Below are 17,982 nucleotides of genomic sequence, written 5' to 3'. Positions count from 1 at the left end.
TACCTGCCGCGTGTTTAAACCGGCGTTACAGGAATCTCAAGCGTTGGCGCAACGCGTGCAAGTGCTTTGGCAAAGCATTCCCTTATACGCGCCAAAGCCTGCCTGTCTTTCCCTTCAAAGCGCAGCACCAGGGCCGGCGTGGTGTTGGAGGCACGGCACAGGCCCCAGCCGTCGGGGTAGTCAACCCGGATACCATCCAGTGTGGTTTTGATACCTTCACCGAAGTCGCCTTCGCGGGCAAGCGCTTCTATCAGGCCAAATTTCTCTTCATCGCTTACGATTATATTGATTTCCGGGGTACTTGGATCCTGAGGAAAGCGGTCAAAAAAGGCGTCTGCATCTTCATTATAAAGTGCCAATATTTCTAACAGACGTGCGGCGGCATAAAGACCATCGTCAAAACCATACCAGCGCTCCTTGAAGAAAATATGCCCGCTCATTTCCCCACCTAGCTGAGCATCGGTTTCCTTCATGCGCGCCTTGATCAGCGAATGGCCGGTGCGCCACATTTCAGGCTCGCCACCGGCCTCGCTGATCACCCGGGCAAGGTTGCCGGTACATTTGATATCAAAGATCACGCGGGCGCCGGGGTGGCGGGTGAGCATGTCGATCGCAAATGCCATCAGTAGATGGTCGGGGTAGATCATTCGACCACGCGGGGTTACTACACCCACCCGGTCGCCGTCGCCGTCAAAGGCAAGCCCGATATCGGCGCCTGTTTCCTGCACCTTGTTGATCAGGTCCTGCAGGTTTTCAGGTTTGCCGGGGTCGGGATGATGGTTGGGGAAGTGGCCATCGATCTCGGCAAACAGGGCGATGGTCGTGACGCCCAGCTGTTCGATCAGCTGCGGCCCCAGCTCGCCTGCCACGCCGTTGCCGCAGTCTACCACCGCTTCTAGAGGCCGCTTAACGTGAACGTCACCAAGGATGCGGGCAAGGTACGCGGCACGTATGTCCAGCGAGCGAACACTGCCCTGGCCGCTGGCTAAATCATTCGACTCGATGCGCTTGAAAAGCGCTGTGATCGCATCGCCAGAAAGCGTTTCGCCAGCCAGTACGATCTTGAAGCCATTGTAATCTGGTGGGTTATGGCTGCCGGTGACCATTACACCCGAGCGGCTTTCGGGCAGGGTATGGGTGGCAAAATACAGAACTGGGGTAGGTACCATGCCTATGTCGATAACATCGCGCCCTGCGGCCATTAAGCCGCGAATCAGCGCCGCCTGCAGGGTCGGGCCGGACAGACGCCCATCGCGGGCGACAATCACGCTTTGCTCACCGCGAGCCGCCGCCTCGGTACCGATGGCGCGGCCTATCCACTCGGCGGTGGATTCACTCAATGTTTTGTCCACAATGCCGCGAACATCGTAGGCGCGAAAAATCGAAGCAGGTACGTTCATGGCTATTTCCTGTCAATACGGAGCGTTACGGCGAAATTACTGGCGGCCGGTGCTGCCAAAGCCGCCGCTGCCCCGGGTAGAGGCAGTAAACGCGTCAACGATAGAAAGCTCAGCCTGTACCACGGGCACGAGTACATATTGCGCCAGCCTCTCGAAGGGCGATAGCGTGAAAGCGCTTTGCCCGCGGTTCCAGACCGATATCATCAGCTCGCCTTGGTAGTCAGAATCGATCAGGCCTACCAGGTTGCCCAATACGATACCGTGCTTGTGACCCAGTCCTGAGCGCGGCAGGATCATGCCGGCAAGGCTTGGGTCTTCAATATAGATGGCAAGCCCTGTCCTCACGAGCTGGCATTCACCGGGCTGCAACGTCAACGGCTCGTCGAGCAGTGCGCGCAGGTCCATACCGGCCGAGCCTTCGGTGGCGTAGTGCGGCATATGGTCATGCAGGCGCTCATCAAGCACTTTGCACTGCAGGCGGGGGCGGGTCGTCATGAATGGCTCCAACATTAAACAGGTAGTTCCAACGTTAAACAGATAGTAACGCCAGCGCCTGGCGAATAATGCCCTGCGCCAGCTGATTCTTGGGTTGAGCGGGCTCGGCACGCTGTTGGGTGCCTTCGATCGTGCGCCAGAGTAGCAGCGCTGCGTTGTCGTCACTTCCAAAGCCCAGGCCCGCTTGAGAGACATCGTTGGCGACAATCATATCAAGCCCTTTACGGCTGAGCTTGTCGCGCGCATAGCGCTCGATCTGTTGGGTTTCTGCGGCAAACCCAACGACTAGCGGGCGCTTTTCAGCCGGCAGGGCTGCAACCTCGGCAATAATATCTGGGTTCTTTGTCAGCGTGAGGGTAAGCGTTTCGCTATCTTCCTGCTTTTTAAGCTTATGCTCGGCAGGGGATGCAAAGCGATAGTCGGCTACCGCCGCGCAGCCGATAAACAGCGCCGCCTCTGGCGCCAGATGCAGGGCCTCTTTATGCATCTGTGCGGCAGATTCAACGTCGATACGTGTTACGCCGTAGGGAGTGGGCAGGCTCACCGGCCCGCTGATAAGCGTGACCCGAGCTCCCTGAGCCACGGCGGCGGCGGCCAGCGCGTAGCCCATCTTTCCTGAGCTGTGGTTAGAGAGATAACGCACCGGGTCCAGCGCTTCACGGGTCGGGCCTGCGGTGATTACCACGTGGGGACCGCAGCCGGGCGCAAAGGCGCGGGCAAGGTGGTTGGCCACCGCTTCAAAGATGGTGTCGGGCTCGCTCATGCGTCCGGGGCCTACATCGCCACACGCCTGGTCGCCTGCGGCGGGGCCAATCAGTTGCCAGCCATCCTGCGCCAGCTGTGCCACGTTGCGCTGGGTCGCTGGGTGGCGCCACATGGTCTGATTCATCGCCGGTGCAATCAGCCTGGGAGCTTCACTGGCCAGGCATAGCGTGGTGAGCAGGTCATCGGCCATACCGTGAACCAGCCTGGCGATCAAATCAGCCGTCGCGGGGGCGATCAGAACGAGATCTGCCCAGCGGGCGAGTTCGATATGCCCCATGCCGGCCTCGGCTTCCGGGTCAAGGAGCGAGGTGTGCACCGGCTCGCCAGAGAGCGCCTGTAGCGTCAGCGGGGTGATAAACGCCTGGGCGCCATCGGTCATAACCACGCGTACCTCGCAGCCTGCCTGCTTGAGCAGGCGTACGATCAACGCGCTTTTATACGCCGCAATGCCCGCGCTTACGCCCAGCAAAATGCGTTTGCCGGCAAGCATCGATACCGTTGAGGGAGTGTCGGAAAGCATGGCAGGAGATCCACATGAGCGTTCTTTGGGAGCCTTACCATACCATCCAGCCTGCCCGTTTTTGTATGAAAACTGTTGTTGCCTTGTGCTTTTGATACAAATTTTAGTTTGGCATGTTGAGCTAAATAACGGGTAAGCTAGGTTTACTGAGCTTTTGGTGAGTATGGGTAAGGCGAGGAGGGTGGATGGGAATCAATCACTGGCCTGAAGGTGAGCGGCCACGGGAAAAGCTTTTAACCATGGGTGCGCAGACGCTTTCAGATGCAGAGCTGCTGGCAATTTTTCTGCGTGTGGGCGTGCAGGGACGCTCAGCGGTCGATTTGGCCCGCGACCTACTGGCGGCATTTGGAGGCCTGCGCCCACTGCTGGAAGCGGACCAGGCAAGCTTCTGTGCCGCCCACGGGTTGGGCAGCGCCAAGTTCGCGCAACTCCAGGCCACGCTTGAAATTTCCAAGCGTCATCTGGCCAGCCAACTGGCCCGGGGCAACGCGCTGACCTCGCCTGAACTGGTACGTCACTACCTGAGTTCGCAGTTGCGCCACCTGGGGCATGAGGAGTTCGCAGTAATTTTTTTAGATACGCAGCACCGAATTATTCGCTATGAATCCCTGTTTCGCGGTACCCTAGACAGCGCATCCGTTTACCCCCGCGAAGTTGCCAAGCGTGCTTTAGAACTTAGCGCTGGCGCCGTTATCCTGGCCCACAATCACCCCTCCGGTGTGGCTGAGCCAAGCGATGCTGATCGTCGTATCACCGAACGCTTGAGAGAGGCCCTTGGTCTCTTTGACGTGCGCGTACTGGATCATTTTGTGGTGGGGGATGGAGACGTGGTCTCGTTTGCCGAGCGCGGCTGGCTATAGGCAGCAAATGAAAAGCAAGCGTGTAGCGCTGGCTATTCAACGGAAATCACTCAAAAACGGCTTTTTTTAGCCTTTTTGGGCAGTTTTGCTTGCCGGTAGTTGGGTGCTCTGGTATAAAGTGCCACCTTTAAACTTGGGTTGAATAACGGATTTGGGTACAGCTAGGCGGTTAACGGCGTCGACTCCCTCTCTTCCGGTTTGCCCGACAGTTTTGAACACTCAGGCTTATACCCTGGCCAAGCGGTTGGAGGCTCTCATGTCCAAAGTATGTCAGGTTACCGGCAAGCGTCCGGTAACTGGTAATAACGTTTCACACTCCCAGCGTAAGACACGTCGTCGTTTCTTGCCGAACCTGCACACCCATCGTTTCTGGGTTGAGTCTGAAAACCGCTTCGTCAAGCTGCGCGTTTCCTCTAAGGGTATGCGTATCATTGACAAGAAAGGTATCGATACGGTTCTGGCCGATATCCGTAAGCGCGACAAGGCTATCTAAGACAGCATTTTTGGGAGAGTTAAACCATGCGCGATAAGATCAAGCTGGTGTCTAGTGCCGGTACAGGCCACTTCTACACCACTGATAAAAACAAGCGGAATACGCCGGATAAGTTCGAATTCAAGAAATACGACCCGGTGGTCCGTAAGCACGTTATCTACAAGGAAGCCAAGATCAAGTAATCGCGTAAGCGATGATGATCGGCTTCCACTGCAGGCGAGCGCCTGTTGAAAAACCCGGCCCATGCCGGGTTTTTGCATGTATGGGCTTTGCGTACGGCGGCTTTATTAAGTACCTTTTCAAGAGCTTGATGTGCCTGCTTGCCCTGCACGTACCGATATCGTTACCAGGTCCCCTTCATGCCCGAACTGCCCGAAGTCGAAACCACCAAGCGCGGCGTCGCTCCCTATCTTGAAGACCAGGAAATCACCGAGGTGCTTGTTCGCCAGCCACGGCTGCGCATTCCCGTACCTGACGATCTGGCCGAGCGCCTGATTGGCGCGCGCATCGGTACCCTGACCCGGCGCGCCAAGTATCTTCAGGTGCCGGTGCGTCAGGCAACCGGTGACGCCACGCTCTTGTGGCATCTGGGCATGTCGGGCAGCCTGCGGATTGCCCAGGTAGGCGATATTCCCAAGAAGCACGACCATATTGATGTGGTAACCGCCGGCGGCCACGTGCTGCGCTACCATGACCCCAGGCGCTTTGGCTTTGTGGATTGGCAGCTGGGTGATGGAACGGCGGATAGGCGCCTGGTTCACTTGGGTCCGGAGCCGTTTGATGAAGCCTTCAACGGCAAGTGGCTCTACCAACTGTCGCGCGGTAAACGTGTTGCGGTGAAACCCTTTCTGATGGATAACCGGGTGGTCGTCGGGGCAGGAAATATTTACGCGACCGAGGCGCTATTCATGGCGGGCATTGACCCGCGGCGTGCTGCTGGGCGTATTTCTCTGGCACGCTATGAGATGCTTGCCGCTGCTGTCAAAGAGGTGCTGGCAGCCGCCATTACTCAGGGGGGCACTACGCTGCGCGACTTTGTCAGTGGCCAGGGCGAGCCCGGCTACTTTGCCCAGCGGCTGAATGTATATGGGCGCCAAGGCCAGCCTTGCCTGCACTGTGGTGTTGAGCTTCGGCGTATTACACTGGGCCAACGTGCCAGTGTCTATTGCCCCGGCTGTCAGCGTTGAGAGCTGCCCACACCCACTTTTTTGTTGTCTACGCTTTTGGAGACTGTTGTGACCCAACGCCTGCGCTTGAATAAAAACGCCGATCGCCGCTTGAAAGCCGGCCATCTGTGGATCTACTCCAACGAAGTGGATATTAAAGAAACACCGCTGAAAAACTTTACCGCAGGCGAGGCCGCGCTGGTTGAAGCCTCCAATGGTAAGACCCTGGGAGTGGCGTATATCAACCCGCATTCGCTGATTGCCGGCCGCGTGATGTCCCGCGACCCGGAAATGCGCCTGGACCGGTCGCTGTTCGTACACCGCTTCAACCAGGCATTGGCTCTGCGCCAACGTCTTTATGCCAAGCCTTTTTATCGCCTGATTCATGGCGAGGGCGATCTGCTACCGGGGCTGGTGATTGACCGGTTTGGCGACGTACTGGTGGTACAGCTGAACACGGCGGGTATGCAGGCCTTGGCCGAAGAGATCGTGGATGCGCTTGAGAAAGTGATCAAGCCTGAAGTGATTGTCTTCCGTAATGATACCGGTGGGCGTCGTCAGGAAGGCCTGGAAGCGCATGTAGAGGTAGCAAAGGGTACGTTGCCCGATGAAGTCGTCATCGAAGAGAACGGCACGCAGTTTGTTGTACCGGTGCTTAACGGCCAGAAGACCGGCTGGTTCTTCGATCACCGTGAAAACCGCGCATGGCTTAATAACCATGTGGCTGGCAAGCGCGTACTCGACGTGTTCAGCTATATAGGCGGCTGGGGCGTTCAAGCGGCAGCAAGTGGTGCCTCTGAAGTGTTGTGTATCGATGCTTCTGGCCCGGCGCTTGAACAAGTGGCGCGTAATGCCGAGCTTAATAGTGTTCAGGAGCAGATAGCGATTGGCGAAGGCGATGCCTTTGAAGCGCTGACGGCGCTGAAAGCCGACGGCGAACAGTTTGATGTGGTAATTCTTGATCCACCTGCGTTTATCAAAAAGCGCAAGGACATTCCCAATGGCGAGCGGGCCTATGCGCGTCTGAACCGGGAAGCCATGCGCCTGCTGGGCCGCGATGGCCTGCTGCTGTCCGCATCGTGCTCCATGCACCTGGCCACAGACCGCCTGGTCGATGTGGTGCGCGGGGCAGTGCGTCATCAGGACCGTCATGGTCAGGTGATTTTCCAGGGCCACCAGGGGCCGGATCACCCGGTGCACCCGGCGATTCCGGAAACGTCTTACCTGAAAGCAATAGGCGTACGGGTATTTCGCGATTAATCCGGTGGGTGTGCCAGATATCATCGCGGCGCGATAGTGATTGGCAAGCAAGAAGTGCGGTGAAGGAGAGGATTTATGGAGTGGGCGCTACCTGATCCCTTTGTGATCGATATTCACGTTAACGAAGCGTCCATTGATGCTTACCAGCATGTGAATAACAGCGAGTACCTGCGCTGGGTCGAGCAGATCAGCTGGGCCCACTCCGAAGCCTTGGGGCTGTCTATCGAACGTTATCGCGAGCTGGACCGTGCCATGGCAGTTCATCGCCACGAGCTAGACTACCTAGCGCCGGCGTTTGACGGTGACGAACTTCAGCTTGCCACCTGGATTGTCGAGTGTGATGGCCGCTTTACCCTGACAAGGCGCTTTCAGCTAAAGCGCCTTGAAGATGGCAAGACCCTGCTAAATGCGCGTACCCGGTTTGCGTGTATCGCCCTTTCCAGCGGGCGGCCTAAAAGGTTGCCCGAGGAATATCAGGCTATTTATGGCGCAGCCCAAGTTACAGAGTGACAAAAAATGTTGAGCAAAGGGCGTTAAAACAGTAAATATTGCTTTCATGAAGCGCCTTGATAGGCGCTTTTTTTGTTTTAGTGGGGGTGGTAACGGCAGCCTCTTGCTGTGCTGTAATGCAGGAAGTGTATCGATTGAAGTGTATCGATTAATTTGCCGCAGCAGGAGACGCCGCTATGCATATTGCCGTTCCCAAGGAAATCAAGAATCACGAGTACCGCGTGGCGTTGACGCCCACCGGGGCACGTGAGCTTACTGGTCGTGGTCATACGGTGAGCGTGCAGGCAGGCGCGGGTGAAGGTGCCGGTTTTAACGATAGCGCCTATGAAGCTGCCGGGGCGCGCATTGAGGGTGATGTTAAGACGCTGTGGCAAGATGCCCAGCTGGTGTTAAAGGTCAAAGAGCCTCAGGCGGAGGAGGTGGCTCGGCTCACATCTGGGCATGTGCTGTTTACCTACCTGCACCTGGCCGCTGAAGAGACGCTGACGCGCGGGCTTATGCAAAGTGGCGCTACCTGTATTGCCTACGAAACGATTACCGATGCCCAAGGCGGGCTACCGCTACTTGCCCCAATGAGCACCGTGGCCGGGCGCATGGCCATTCAGGCGGGCGCCCATAGCTTGGAAAAAGCCCAGGGCGGCTCGGGCGTGCTGCTGCCGGGCGTGCCCGGTGTGGCGCCAGGCAAGGTAACCGTGATTGGCGGTGGCGTGGTGGGGGAAAACGCCGCCCGCATGGCCTTGGGGCTGGGGGCTGATGTAACGGTTCTGGATAAGTCGCTGGCGCGCCTGGACGTCTTGGATGACCGCTACCAGGGGCGCATTAAAACGGTTTACTCCACGGCGGATGCATTGGATCACGCCGTGCGCGAGTCCGATATGATTGTAGGCGCTGTGCTGATTCCTGGAGCCGCAGCGCCCAAGCTCATCACGCGCGCGATGCTTGCCGATATGAAGCCCGGCAGCGTGCTGGTGGATGTGGCGATTGATCAGGGCGGTTGCTTTGAAACCAGCAAGCCCACTACCCATGCAGAGCCTACCTACATGGTGGATGGCATTGTGCACTACTGTGTGGCCAACATGCCGGGAGGCGTGGCACGCACCTCAACGCTTGGATTAACCAACGCCACGCTGCCGTTTGTGCTCGCGCTTGCCGATAAGGGCTGGCGTGAGGCGCTAAGCAATGACAGCCACTTTTTACCCGGGCTTAATGTACATGCAGGAAAAATAACCTATCCTGCCGTAGCGGATGCCTTTGGGCTCGAGCGTGTTGATTCGGCGGACGTTGTAGGCGACTAGTTAATTAGCCGCCACTAGCAGCATTTTACCTCAAAGCCATTCACCACAAGGTCATCCACCACAGAGCAATGCTGCTTGATAGTAGAAAAGTGGGATGGAAAGCGTGTGGATAAATGCTTCTAATAGTGAGGGGGCACCTCGTCTTCCGGGCGGCCCAACCCCTGACTGTCACTGCTTTGCAGGGCCTGATGCTGTTCACGCAGGCGTTCGCGCATCAAGGCGCTGATCTGTTCGAGTTTTTCGAGTCGGCGTTCCTGTTGTGCAACCGCTTGATCAAGGGTATCCAACCAGTGTTCCTGGTAGGCAAGGCGGCTTTCCAGCGTTTCAAGATGTTGGGCTAGCTCAGCAGGAGAAAAGTCTTGTGTCATGGTAACATGGCAACCTTGTGTAGTATGTCCGGTACTGTTAGGAATGGGCCTGATAGTTCGGGTATTGTCCTTCGTCTGTTACCCATACAACAAGAGAGCTTTTATCATCTATGAATCCAAAAGTTGTGTTTCGCTGTTTATTGATCAGTGTATTACTAGCCGCCCCCACGCCGCTTCTGCTGGCGGGGATTATTCATTTAACCAACGCGCCCCTGGCTGAATTATGGCAGGCTGAAATAGCCATTAGCGGTGTAAGCGGTATTTATATCGCCGTTGCCTTGGGTAGTTTTATCGTTTTGTGTATTGGTACGCTGGCTTCTGCTGCGCTGGCTACGCCAGTGGTGGTAACGCCGGGTGTAGAGCGTTCAGATGCTGCACGTGTGAAAGCTGTACCTCGCCAGTCTCAACCTGTCGACGAAATGGACGATGACGAGGAAGATGTCATTGACCCCAACGACGGTCGGGAAGAGGGCGAAGTGAAGTGGTTTAATACCAACAAGGGCTACGGCTTTATTACCCGTGATAACGGCGAAGACGTGTTTGTTCACTTTCGCGCTATTCGTGGCCGCGGCCCGCGTATGCTGGCAGAAGGCCAAATCGTGCGTTACCACGTCATCAAGAATGACCGTGGTTTGCAGGCCGATGATGTGAGTATTATTGAGTAGCAGGTAGTCGCAAACAGGTAGTAGTGAATAGTACGTTCACAAGTGCATTTCTAGCGTAACCTTAATCGACCCCGCCCAGGCGGGGTCGATTGCGTTTAGCACTGCACATAGAACAGTTGAGTTAACGTCCTGAATCCGGCCATTCGATAGCGCCTTCCTTGCCGCCTGGCAGTACTTGCCAGAAACGGTCAGGGTCCGCACCCGGGTGCCAGCCGCCAAGCGAGCAGCGAATTTCCGTTTGCAGCGCTTCAGCGGCGTGCTGCGCGCACTCCTGGTCGGTCATCCACGGCGTAGTAGGGCTATCAAACCACAGGCTGGCAAAGCCGTCGGCCGCATTTTCCACCAGCAGTACGGGTACGTCTTCGCCCTGGTAGATGCCGCGCGTTTTCCATTTGCCCTTGCCTGCCGGGCTAAGCGGCGCCGCCAGGAGCACCTCAGCAAGCCAGGCATTCAGCGTATCGTGGGAAACGCTTGCGACATACACTTCGATATCCGGATAGCGCTCCATCATACGCTTACCTCGTCGGCTGTCAGCAACGCCTGAAGCGTTGCCTCGTAGATCCGGCTTAAATCATCCAGGTCACTGGCGCGTACGCGCTCGTTTACCTTGTGGATGGTGTCGTTAAGCGGGCCTAGCTCGACCACCTGAGCGCCCAGCGTGGCGATAAAGCGCCCGTCGGAGGTGCCGCCGCTGGTAGACAGCGTGGGGCGCTCACCAGTGACCGCTTCTACACCGCGGATGGCTGCATCTACCAGCTCGCCTTCTGCAGTTAAAAACGGCTCGCCATTCAGCGTCCAGTCCAACTGATACTCTAGGCCGTGTTGGTTCAGAAGGGCTTCCGTACGGGCTTTAAGCTGCTCATGAGTCACTTCTGTCGAGAAGCGGAAGTTGAATACCACCTCAACCTCACCGGGAATCACATTGGTGGCCCCGGTGCCCGCCCGCAGGTTGGAGATCTGAAAACTGGTGGCCGGGAAGAAATCGTTGCCTGCATCCCAATGCTCATTGACGAGCGCATCCAGCGCGGGCATTGCCTGGTGGATCGGGTTACGTGCCAGGTGAGGATAGGCCACATGGCCCTGAATCCCATGGATGTGCAGCACGCCGCCCAGAGAACCACGCCGGCCATTCTTGATCACATCACCCAGACGTTCAGTAGAGGAGGGCTCGCCCACGATGCAGTAATCAAGCCGCTCGTTGCGTTCGCGAAGCTGCTCGACCACGGCGCGGGTGCCATCTACCGCTGGGCCTTCCTCGTCAGACGTAATCAAAAAGGCAATACGGCCGTCGTGATCCGGGTAGCGGGCCACAAAGCGCTCAACGGCGGTCAGCATGGCAGCCAGGCTGCCTTTCATGTCCGAGGCGCCCCGCCCACAAAGCATGCCGTGCTCATCGATGCAGGGTGAAAACGGTGGGAACTTCCAACCGGTAGGCGGCCCGCTGGGCACCACATCAGTATGGCCGGCAAACGCGATGACCGGGCCGTGGTGGCCGCGTACGGCCCAGAAGTTCTGCACATCGCCAAACGGCATGGGCTCAATATGAAAACCGAGCGCGGTCAAGCGCTCGATCATGATGTCCTGGCAGCCTTCATCATCTGGCGTCACTGACGGGCGGCTGAGCAGCTCAAAGGCAAGCTGTAGCGTGGGCGACAGTGTGTCAGGCTCAGTTATGGGCATGCAGTGCCTCGTTCAGCGCGATAGCACTTTTATTGGTCAGGCACTCGACGCGGCCATTTTTAGAATTGCGGCGTAGTAGCAGATCGTTTTGGCCTGCCAGTTCGCGTGCCGCTAGGGTTTTAACCTCGTTGCCTTGGTCGTCCAGCAGGGCCACTTTGGTGCCCGCCGTCACATACAGGCCGGACTCTACCGTGCAGCGGTCGCCCAACGGAATGCCGATACCCGCATTGGCGCCGATCAGGCAGCCTTCGCCAACTTTGATAACGATATTGCCACCGCCTGAGAGCGTACCCATGGTGGAGCAACCGCCCCCAAGGTCAGATCCTTTGCCAACCATGACGCCCGCTGAAATGCGGCCTTCAATCATGCCGGGGCCTTCGGTGCCTGCGTTGAAGTTCACGAAGCCTTCATGCATCACCGTGGTGCCTTCACCTAAGTGCGCGCCTAGACGTACCCGTGCGGTATCGGCAATACGCACGCCGGTCGGCACCACGTAGTCAGTCATTTTGGGGAATTTATCCACGCAGTCGACGGACAGCGCGCGACCGGCCATTCGGGCTTTCAGGCGACGCGCAGGCAGCTCTTCGATATCGATGGCGCCTTCGTTGGTCCAGGCAATATTGCGCAGCAGGCCAAACATGCCGGTCAGATCAAGGCCGTGCGGCTTGACCAGACGATGCGAGAGCAGGTGCAGCTTAAGATATACCTCAGGGGCCGTTTGCGGCGCCTGATCGGTTTCCAAGAACATGGCTACCAGCGGTCGCTGACTGGCGGTGAGGGACTCAGCAAGCTCGGCCTGTTCAGGGTGGCCCGCGGCTTCAAGCGCCTTGGCAAGGCGAGTGCAGTCTTCCGGCAAAAAGCTGACGGCTGCATTGCCCTGCGGCGCATCAAGCGCTTCTCTGGCAGCGCTAATCAGGCTTTCCTGCGGGCTGTAGAGCGGTGCCGGGTAATAAATTTCCAGCCAGTCGCCTTGAGTGTTTTGCGTGCCAATTCCAAGCGCAAAGCTCAGCATAAAATATCATCCTATCGTTAATAGCGTCGTTAACCTGGGGTTAACGGAAGGTAGAGTCGTTACCGAAGTAAGCAAAATGAGCGTCGGGTCAGCTGCTTAGCTTATCGTAGTCGCCGGCGCGGTAGCCCACTTTCAAGGCGTCGCCGCCGGTATCCAGCAACGGGCGTTTAAGTAGCGTAGGGTGCTCCAGCAGCAGCTGGCGGGCAGAGGTGGCATTCAGGCTGTCTTTATCTTCCTGAGGAAGGTTACGCCATGTCGTGCTGCGCTTATTGACGGCGTCCTGAAGCGGTACCCGCTCCAGAATATGCTCAAGCAGCTCCGCGGATACACCATCTTTGCGTAAATCGTGGGTTTTGAAGGGCACACCGTTGTCTTCAAGCGCCTTGCGCGCCTTACGACACGTATCGCAGGTATCAATGACATAGAGTGTAAGCATGTAATCTCCATTCGAGCTGTGCGTGTCGTAAACGGTAAGCATCAACCACGTTCAATCAACCGGCGGATACGTTGGGCTGCCTCAAGCGTTGGGGCAAGTTCGGCCACCAGAGCAAGACGCAGCCGGCCCGCACCAGGGTTAATGCCCTGCGAGTCAGGGCGGCCCATCAAGCTACCGGGCAGCACGCTTACGCTCTGGTCGGTATATAGCCGCTGGGTAAACGTAATGTCATCGCCACCCGGCACGGCGGGCCATAAATAGAAGCTTGCTTCAGGCGTGGGAAAATCCATGACGGGTGCAAGCACATCGACCACCGCGCTGAATTTTTCGCGGTATGCATCACGGTTGGCTCGCACATGGGTTTCATCCTGCCAGGCGGCAATGGAAGCGTGCTGTACCGGTAGCGACATGGCGCAGCCGTGATAGGTGCGGTAACGCTTGAAGGGCGTCAGAATATCCGCATCGCCCGCGACAAAACCCGAGCGCAGGCCCGGCAGGTTGGAGCGCTTGGAAAGCGAGTGGAACACCACGCAGCGGCGGTAATCATCGCGACCAAGCTCAGCGCAAGCCTGTAACAGACCGGGCGGTGGCGCGCTTTCATCCAGGTAAAGCTCGGAGTAGCACTCGTCAGACGCAATGATGAAATCGTGCTCGTCAGCCAGCGCAATCAGCTGCTTGAACTCGCTTAATGGCGTCACCGCGCCGGTGGGATTGCCGGGCGAACAGATAAACACGATTTGCACATCACGCCAGGTATCCGGGCTGATGGCCGCGAAATTCGGCCGAAAGCCGTTTTCAGCGGTACAGTTCAAATAAACCGGTTCGCCACCGGCCAGGAGTGTCGCGCCTTCATAAATTTGATAGAACGGGTTGGGGACGGCCACCTTGGCGGGGCGGGTGCGGTCAAGCGCTGCCTGCACAAACGCAAAAATGGCTTCACGCGTGCCGTTAACCGGCAGTACCTGCCGTTCGGCATCAAGCCCTGGAAGTTTAAAGCGTCCGGTTGCCCATTGGGCCAGAGTTTCACGAAATGCCGGCAGGCCGTTGGTGGCCGGGTAGCGGGCCATTTCCAACTGGTGCTTAACCAGTGCCTCAAGTGCCGCTGGGTAGGGCGCATGCTGGGGCTCACCAATGGTCAGCGGAATATGCGCCAAATCAGAGCGCGGCGTTAACTCGGCTTTAAGCGCGGCCAGCTTCTCAAACGGATAGGGGTGAAGGGCAGAAAGATCAGAGTTCATGGCGTATCCGTTGAGAGCGTTTTGTTGAGCGTGCCCTGCCAGCGTATTAAAACGGCAGGTTTAAGGCGTCGATTATAGCAAGCCCCGGTGTGGGCTCAAACTTAAGCGCCATGCACGCTGTATTTAAGCGCTTAAACCCCTAAAACCTCAATCAACCGCTCGCGCAGCTGCTGCTGGCGCAAGGGGTCGGTTAACGGTTCGCCCGCTTTGGTCGTGATAAAGAACACGTCTTCCACGCGCTCGCCAAGCGTTGCAATCTTGGCGGTTGAGAGGGCAATATTCTGCTCCATGAAAATACGCCCGACCCGGGCCAGTAGCCCCGGCCTGTCAGGGGCGGTAAGTTCCAGCAGGGTGCGCTCGTTGGCCGGGTCCTGTTCAATCAGCACTTCGGTGGGCACCTTGAAGTGCTTTAACTGGCGCGGCGTGTGGCGGGTAACGATTTCTGGATAGTCGTCCGGGTCATCCAGCTCTTCGACAAGGTGGCTTCGCATCTCCTCGATACGGTCCGGGTCGCGGATGGGCTGACCCTGGCTATCCAGCACGATAAACGTGTTCAGCGTCCAGTTATTGTGCGAGGTAACGATGCGCGCATCGTGAATCGAGAGCCCCAGTTGCTCCATGGCGGCCGCGGTGGCGGCAAACAGATCATCCACCGAGCGGGTGTGGATAAACACCTTGGTGCCGCCTTCGGCCATATCCAGGGTGGGCGCGCTGATCAGCACCAGCGGCAAGTGCGATGCGTTATGCGCCACAATGCCCTGGGTCTGCCAGACGATTTCGCTGGGCGCATACTGCAGGAAGTAGTCTTCCCCCAATGACTCCCACAGCGTATCGATCTGGGTGCGGCCAATGCCGATGGTTTGCAGTAACGATCGGGCCTCATTGCGCGTTTCCCGCACCCAATCATCGCGGTCTGGCGGGTTTTTAAGCCCGCGGCGCAGGGCGCGTTTGGTCTCGGCGTAGAGCTGGCGCAACAGTGACGCCCGCCAGCCGTTCCATAGCGTGGGGTTGGTGGCGTTGATATCCGCAACGGTCAGCACGTACAGATAGTCGAGACGGGCTTCGTTGCGCACTATCAGCGCGAAATCACGGATCACGTCCGGGTCGCTGATATCACGCTTTTGGGCGGTCATTGACATCAACAGGTGATGCTCCACCAGCCAGCTGACAAGCTTTGTATCGTGAGTGGAGATATGGTGGCGCTGGCAAAACTGCTCTACGTCCCGAGCGCCAATTTCGGAGTGATCGCCACCCCGGCCCTTGCCAATATCGTGAAACAGGCCTGCTATCCATAAAAGATCCAGCTTGGGCAGCTGGTGAATCAGCCCGGCTGCCACCGGGAACTCATCCTTGGCATCGGGTCTGCGAAATCCGTGGAGAAACTTCAAAAGGCGCAGGGTATGGGCGTCCACCGTGTAGATGTGGAATAGGTCATGCTGCATCAGCCCTACGGCACGGCCAAACTCCGGCAGGTACTTGCCCAAAATGCCGTAGCGGTTCATGCGTCGCAGTTGGCGCGGCACGTTGCCGGGCGCGCGCAGGATTTCCATGAAGAGTCGCTGATGGTGAGGATCTTCACGGTAGTGGTCATCAATCTGATGGCGATGATCACGGATCAGGCGGATAGTATCGGCGCGTACGCCTTCAATTTCCGGATGCCGCGCCATAAGCAGGAAAAGCTCCAGCATGGCGGCAGGCTGTTCGCGAAACAGCGAGCGTGAGCGGACCTGAATATAGCCACCCATGGTTTCAAAGCGTTCGTTGAGCCCAATGGTTTCCAGCGCTTGCTTACCGCGCAGAATGACTTCATCAAAATGCTGAAGCAGCATGTCGTTAAGCCCGGCAAGTGCGGTGACATGGCGATAGTAGCGCTTCATGAACTGCTCGACGGCCAGCCGCTCGGGCGTGTCCTTGAAGCCAAACAGCTCGGCAATCGTGCGCTGGTGATCAAACAGCAGGCGGTCTTCGGCGCGGTCCGTCAGCATATGCAGGGCGTAGCGCACCTGCCATAAAAATGCCTGGCCCTGGCTTAGAATGCGCAGCTCGGCGTCATTCATAAAGCCGTTGGCCACAATATCGGCGTACTGCTCGGTGCCGAAGTGGCGCTTGGCCACCCAGCCAATCATCTGAATATCGCGCAGCCCGCCGGGCGAGCTCTTGAGATTGGGTTCAAGGTGGTATTCAGAGTTGTTGTAGCGGTAGTGGCGGGTAATCTGTTCCTGCCACTTGGCTTCAAAGAAGCGATCGGCCGGCCACACATGCTCGGCGCTCAGGCGCTCGCGCATTTTTTCCCGCAGTGCCTCTGGGCCGGCAATCAGGCGCGATTCAAGCAGGTTGGTAATTACCGTCACGTCTGCCAGCGCTTCTCGTTCGCAGTCATTCAGCGAACGCACGCTGTGGCCGATCTCAAGGCCAATATCCCATAGAAAGGTAATAAAGGCGGTGAGTGGCTCGCGATAAGCGGTGTCATCATCATCTTCAAGCAGCAGTAAGAGATCGACATCCGAGTGAGGGTGTAACTCCCCCCGGCCATAGCCGCCTACGGCAACCAGGGCAATGCCGTCATCCGGCCAGGCATGCCGCGCCCAGGCTATCGCCAGAAGTTGATCCAGGTACCAGGCCCGCCCACGCACCAGGTCGCGTATATCCGCGCCTGCCCGAAACCGGTCATCCAGGCGTGCCTGAAGCTCACGCAGCGCCGTTTTAAACGGCGCAATGGGCGAACGCGAACCGGCAAGCTCGGTGCGAAACGCCTCGAGGTCATAAAGCGACGTGTCCGGTTCGAACCGGTGATGGTGGAGGAGCATCAGTTAGTTAAAAAACTGAAGTCTTCATCGCTACGCGCGGTAAGTACTTCAACACCGGTCTCGGTGACCAGTAAGGTATGTTCCCACTGTGCTGACAGGCTCTTGTCCTTGGTGACGGCCGTCCAGCCATCGCGCAGCACCTTGGTCTTGTAGCCGCCCACGTTAATCATCGGTTCGATAGTGAAGCACATGCCCGCTTCCAGGGTGATATCGGCATTCGGTGCGTAACCATCGTAGTGCAAGATCTGAGGGTCTTCATGGAAGCCCGCGCCAATACCGTGACCGCAGAAATCGCGAACCACCGAGTAGCCGTTTCCTTCCGCGTGTTTTTGAATGACTCGGGCAAGTTCTGAAAGGCGCACGCCAGGTTTTACCAGGGCGATGCTTTTATATAGGCACTCTTGGGTAATGCGGCATAGACGTTCACCCTGAATGGTTTCGCCGATGATAAACATCATGCTGGAATCGCCGTGGTAGCCATCTGGTGTCTTGACCGTGACATCCAAATTCATGATGTCACCATTTTTGAGCTTTTTATTGAAGTCTGGAAAGCCATGGCAGACCACATGATTCAGGGAAGTACAGGTGGCGTGGGTATAGCCGTGGTAGTTAAGCGGGGCAGGGGTAGAACCCAGTTCATTGACAATATATTCATGACACAGTCGGTCGATCTCGCCGGTGCTGACGCCCGATTGTATATGAGGCGTGATCATTTCGAACACGCTGACGGCTTGGCGCCCGGCTTCGCGCATTTTCTCGATTTCTGAAGGTGTCTTGATAGGAACGTTCATGAATTCTCGATATGGGTTCAGGCTGTAGTAGTAAATAAACGTGTAACAGTAAATAGCCGTATTGAGCAGCAAATAACGATCATAACATGAGCTGCGACTTCATCTTGGCAATGATCTATGGTATAAAGCCGCGCGCTTTCCTGCAATCGCTCGCTCGCTTCTTTAACTCGAGTAGGCGATCATGGAGAGGCGAATAACCCGCAGCGCGTTCCTCTATTTGG

General features: G+C 57.3%; 19 protein-coding genes. 8 read left to right on the top strand and 11 right to left on the bottom strand.

From position 1 onward, the window contains the following. Positions 1 to 14: 14 nt before the first annotated feature. The 3 genes from ELY25_RS08105 to coaBC are packed head-to-tail and all read right to left on the bottom strand — an operon-like array spanning position 15 to position 3,180. Entirely contained in the window at positions 15 to 1,400 is a 1,386-nt protein-coding gene (locus ELY25_RS08105; RefSeq protein ID WP_126950760.1) for a phosphomannomutase/phosphoglucomutase, read from the bottom strand. A 36-nt stretch (positions 1,401 to 1,436) separates the two neighbouring features. Then, positions 1,437 to 1,895: a dUTP diphosphatase gene (dut, locus tag ELY25_RS08100; RefSeq protein ID WP_126950759.1), complete on the bottom strand. Its 459-nt coding sequence runs from the start codon at positions 1,893 to 1,895 to the stop codon at positions 1,437 to 1,439. A gap of 34 nt (positions 1,896 to 1,929) precedes the next feature. After that, positions 1,930 to 3,180 (bottom strand): bifunctional phosphopantothenoylcysteine decarboxylase/phosphopantothenate--cysteine ligase CoaBC, encoded by a 1,251-nt coding sequence (coaBC, locus tag ELY25_RS08095; RefSeq protein ID WP_126950758.1) that lies wholly within the window; start codon positions 3,178 to 3,180, stop codon positions 1,930 to 1,932. A gap of 185 nt (positions 3,181 to 3,365) precedes the next feature. Between coaBC and radC the strand changes: the two genes are divergently transcribed. The 7 genes from radC to ald all read left to right on the top strand — a co-directional run bounded on the left by radC (position 3,366) and on the right by ald (position 8,764). Beyond that, a complete protein-coding gene (radC, locus tag ELY25_RS08090; RefSeq protein WP_126950757.1) occupies positions 3,366 to 4,040 on the top strand; it encodes a RadC family protein in 675 nt (224 codons plus the stop codon). Between the two features lie 256 nt (positions 4,041 to 4,296). Next, positions 4,297 to 4,533, top strand: coding sequence for a 50S ribosomal protein L28 (rpmB, locus tag ELY25_RS08085; RefSeq protein ID WP_126950756.1), 237 nt, complete (start codon positions 4,297 to 4,299; stop codon positions 4,531 to 4,533). A 26-nt stretch (positions 4,534 to 4,559) separates the two neighbouring features. Next, positions 4,560 to 4,715: a 50S ribosomal protein L33 gene (rpmG, locus tag ELY25_RS08080; protein WP_009098622.1), complete on the top strand. Its 156-nt coding sequence runs from the start codon at positions 4,560 to 4,562 to the stop codon at positions 4,713 to 4,715. 177 nt (positions 4,716 to 4,892) lie between these two features. Then, positions 4,893 to 5,720: a bifunctional DNA-formamidopyrimidine glycosylase/DNA-(apurinic or apyrimidinic site) lyase gene (mutM, locus tag ELY25_RS08075; RefSeq protein WP_126950755.1), complete on the top strand. Its 828-nt coding sequence runs from the start codon at positions 4,893 to 4,895 to the stop codon at positions 5,718 to 5,720. Positions 5,721 to 5,768: 48 nt separating this feature from the next. Continuing rightward, positions 5,769 to 6,959, top strand: a complete 1,191-nt coding sequence (locus ELY25_RS08070) for a class I SAM-dependent rRNA methyltransferase (protein ID WP_126950754.1) — start codon at positions 5,769 to 5,771, stop codon at positions 6,957 to 6,959. A 75-nt stretch (positions 6,960 to 7,034) separates the two neighbouring features. Then, positions 7,035 to 7,469 carry an acyl-CoA thioesterase gene (locus ELY25_RS08065; protein WP_126950753.1) on the top strand — a complete coding sequence of 145 codons (435 nt, stop codon included), beginning with the start codon at positions 7,035 to 7,037 and terminating at the stop codon, positions 7,467 to 7,469. Positions 7,470 to 7,645: 176 nt separating this feature from the next. Further along, positions 7,646 to 8,764, top strand: a complete 1,119-nt coding sequence (ald, locus tag ELY25_RS08060) for an alanine dehydrogenase (RefSeq protein ID WP_126950752.1) — start codon at positions 7,646 to 7,648, stop codon at positions 8,762 to 8,764. Between the two features lie 119 nt (positions 8,765 to 8,883). On the opposite strand, the gene ELY25_RS08055 is transcribed toward ald, so the two are convergent. Further along, positions 8,884 to 9,132 (bottom strand): SlyX family protein, encoded by a 249-nt coding sequence (locus ELY25_RS08055; protein WP_126950751.1) that lies wholly within the window; start codon positions 9,130 to 9,132, stop codon positions 8,884 to 8,886. Between the two features lie 110 nt (positions 9,133 to 9,242). On the opposite strand from ELY25_RS08055, the gene ELY25_RS18100 reads away from it, so the two are divergent. Then, a complete protein-coding gene (locus tag ELY25_RS18100; RefSeq protein WP_126950750.1) occupies positions 9,243 to 9,797 on the top strand; it encodes a cold-shock protein in 555 nt (184 codons plus the stop codon). Positions 9,798 to 9,918: 121 nt separating this feature from the next. Here the strand turns inward: ELY25_RS18100 and ELY25_RS08045 are convergent, their stop codons facing one another. From ELY25_RS08045 to map, 7 genes are all read right to left on the bottom strand, one after another. Next, positions 9,919 to 10,308: a hypothetical protein gene (locus tag ELY25_RS08045; RefSeq protein ID WP_126950749.1), complete on the bottom strand. Its 390-nt coding sequence runs from the start codon at positions 10,306 to 10,308 to the stop codon at positions 9,919 to 9,921. Then, complete coding sequence (dapE, locus tag ELY25_RS08040; RefSeq protein WP_126950748.1) at positions 10,305 to 11,477, bottom strand: succinyl-diaminopimelate desuccinylase; 1,173 nt, start codon at positions 11,475 to 11,477, stop codon at positions 10,305 to 10,307. The genes ELY25_RS08045 and dapE overlap by 4 nt, the downstream gene beginning before the upstream one ends. Further along, positions 11,464 to 12,489: a 2,3,4,5-tetrahydropyridine-2,6-dicarboxylate N-succinyltransferase gene (gene dapD, locus ELY25_RS08035; protein WP_126950747.1), complete on the bottom strand. Its 1,026-nt coding sequence runs from the start codon at positions 12,487 to 12,489 to the stop codon at positions 11,464 to 11,466. The genes dapE and dapD overlap by 14 nt, the downstream gene beginning before the upstream one ends. 88 nt (positions 12,490 to 12,577) lie before the next feature. Then, positions 12,578 to 12,925, bottom strand: coding sequence for a Spx/MgsR family RNA polymerase-binding regulatory protein (locus ELY25_RS08030; RefSeq protein WP_126950746.1), 348 nt, complete (start codon positions 12,923 to 12,925; stop codon positions 12,578 to 12,580). A 41-nt stretch (positions 12,926 to 12,966) separates the two neighbouring features. Next, on the bottom strand, positions 12,967 to 14,163 hold the full coding sequence (gene dapC, locus ELY25_RS08025; RefSeq protein WP_126950745.1) for a succinyldiaminopimelate transaminase: 1,197 nt from the start codon (positions 14,161 to 14,163) through the stop codon (positions 12,967 to 12,969). A 131-nt stretch (positions 14,164 to 14,294) separates the two neighbouring features. After that, entirely contained in the window at positions 14,295 to 16,970 is a 2,676-nt protein-coding gene (locus tag ELY25_RS08020; protein ID WP_126950744.1) for a [protein-PII] uridylyltransferase, read from the bottom strand. Next, on the bottom strand, positions 16,970 to 17,761 hold the full coding sequence (map, locus tag ELY25_RS08015) for a type I methionyl aminopeptidase (protein ID WP_126950743.1): 792 nt from the start codon (positions 17,759 to 17,761) through the stop codon (positions 16,970 to 16,972). Before map ends, ELY25_RS08020 begins: the two co-directional genes overlap by 1 nt. Positions 17,762 to 17,982: the final 221 nt, after the last annotated feature.

Source organism: Vreelandella populi, assembly GCF_003989825.1.
Taxonomy (GTDB): Bacteria; Pseudomonadota; Gammaproteobacteria; order Pseudomonadales; family Halomonadaceae; genus Vreelandella; species Vreelandella populi.
This window is presented reverse-complemented; position numbering and strand designations above follow the sequence as displayed.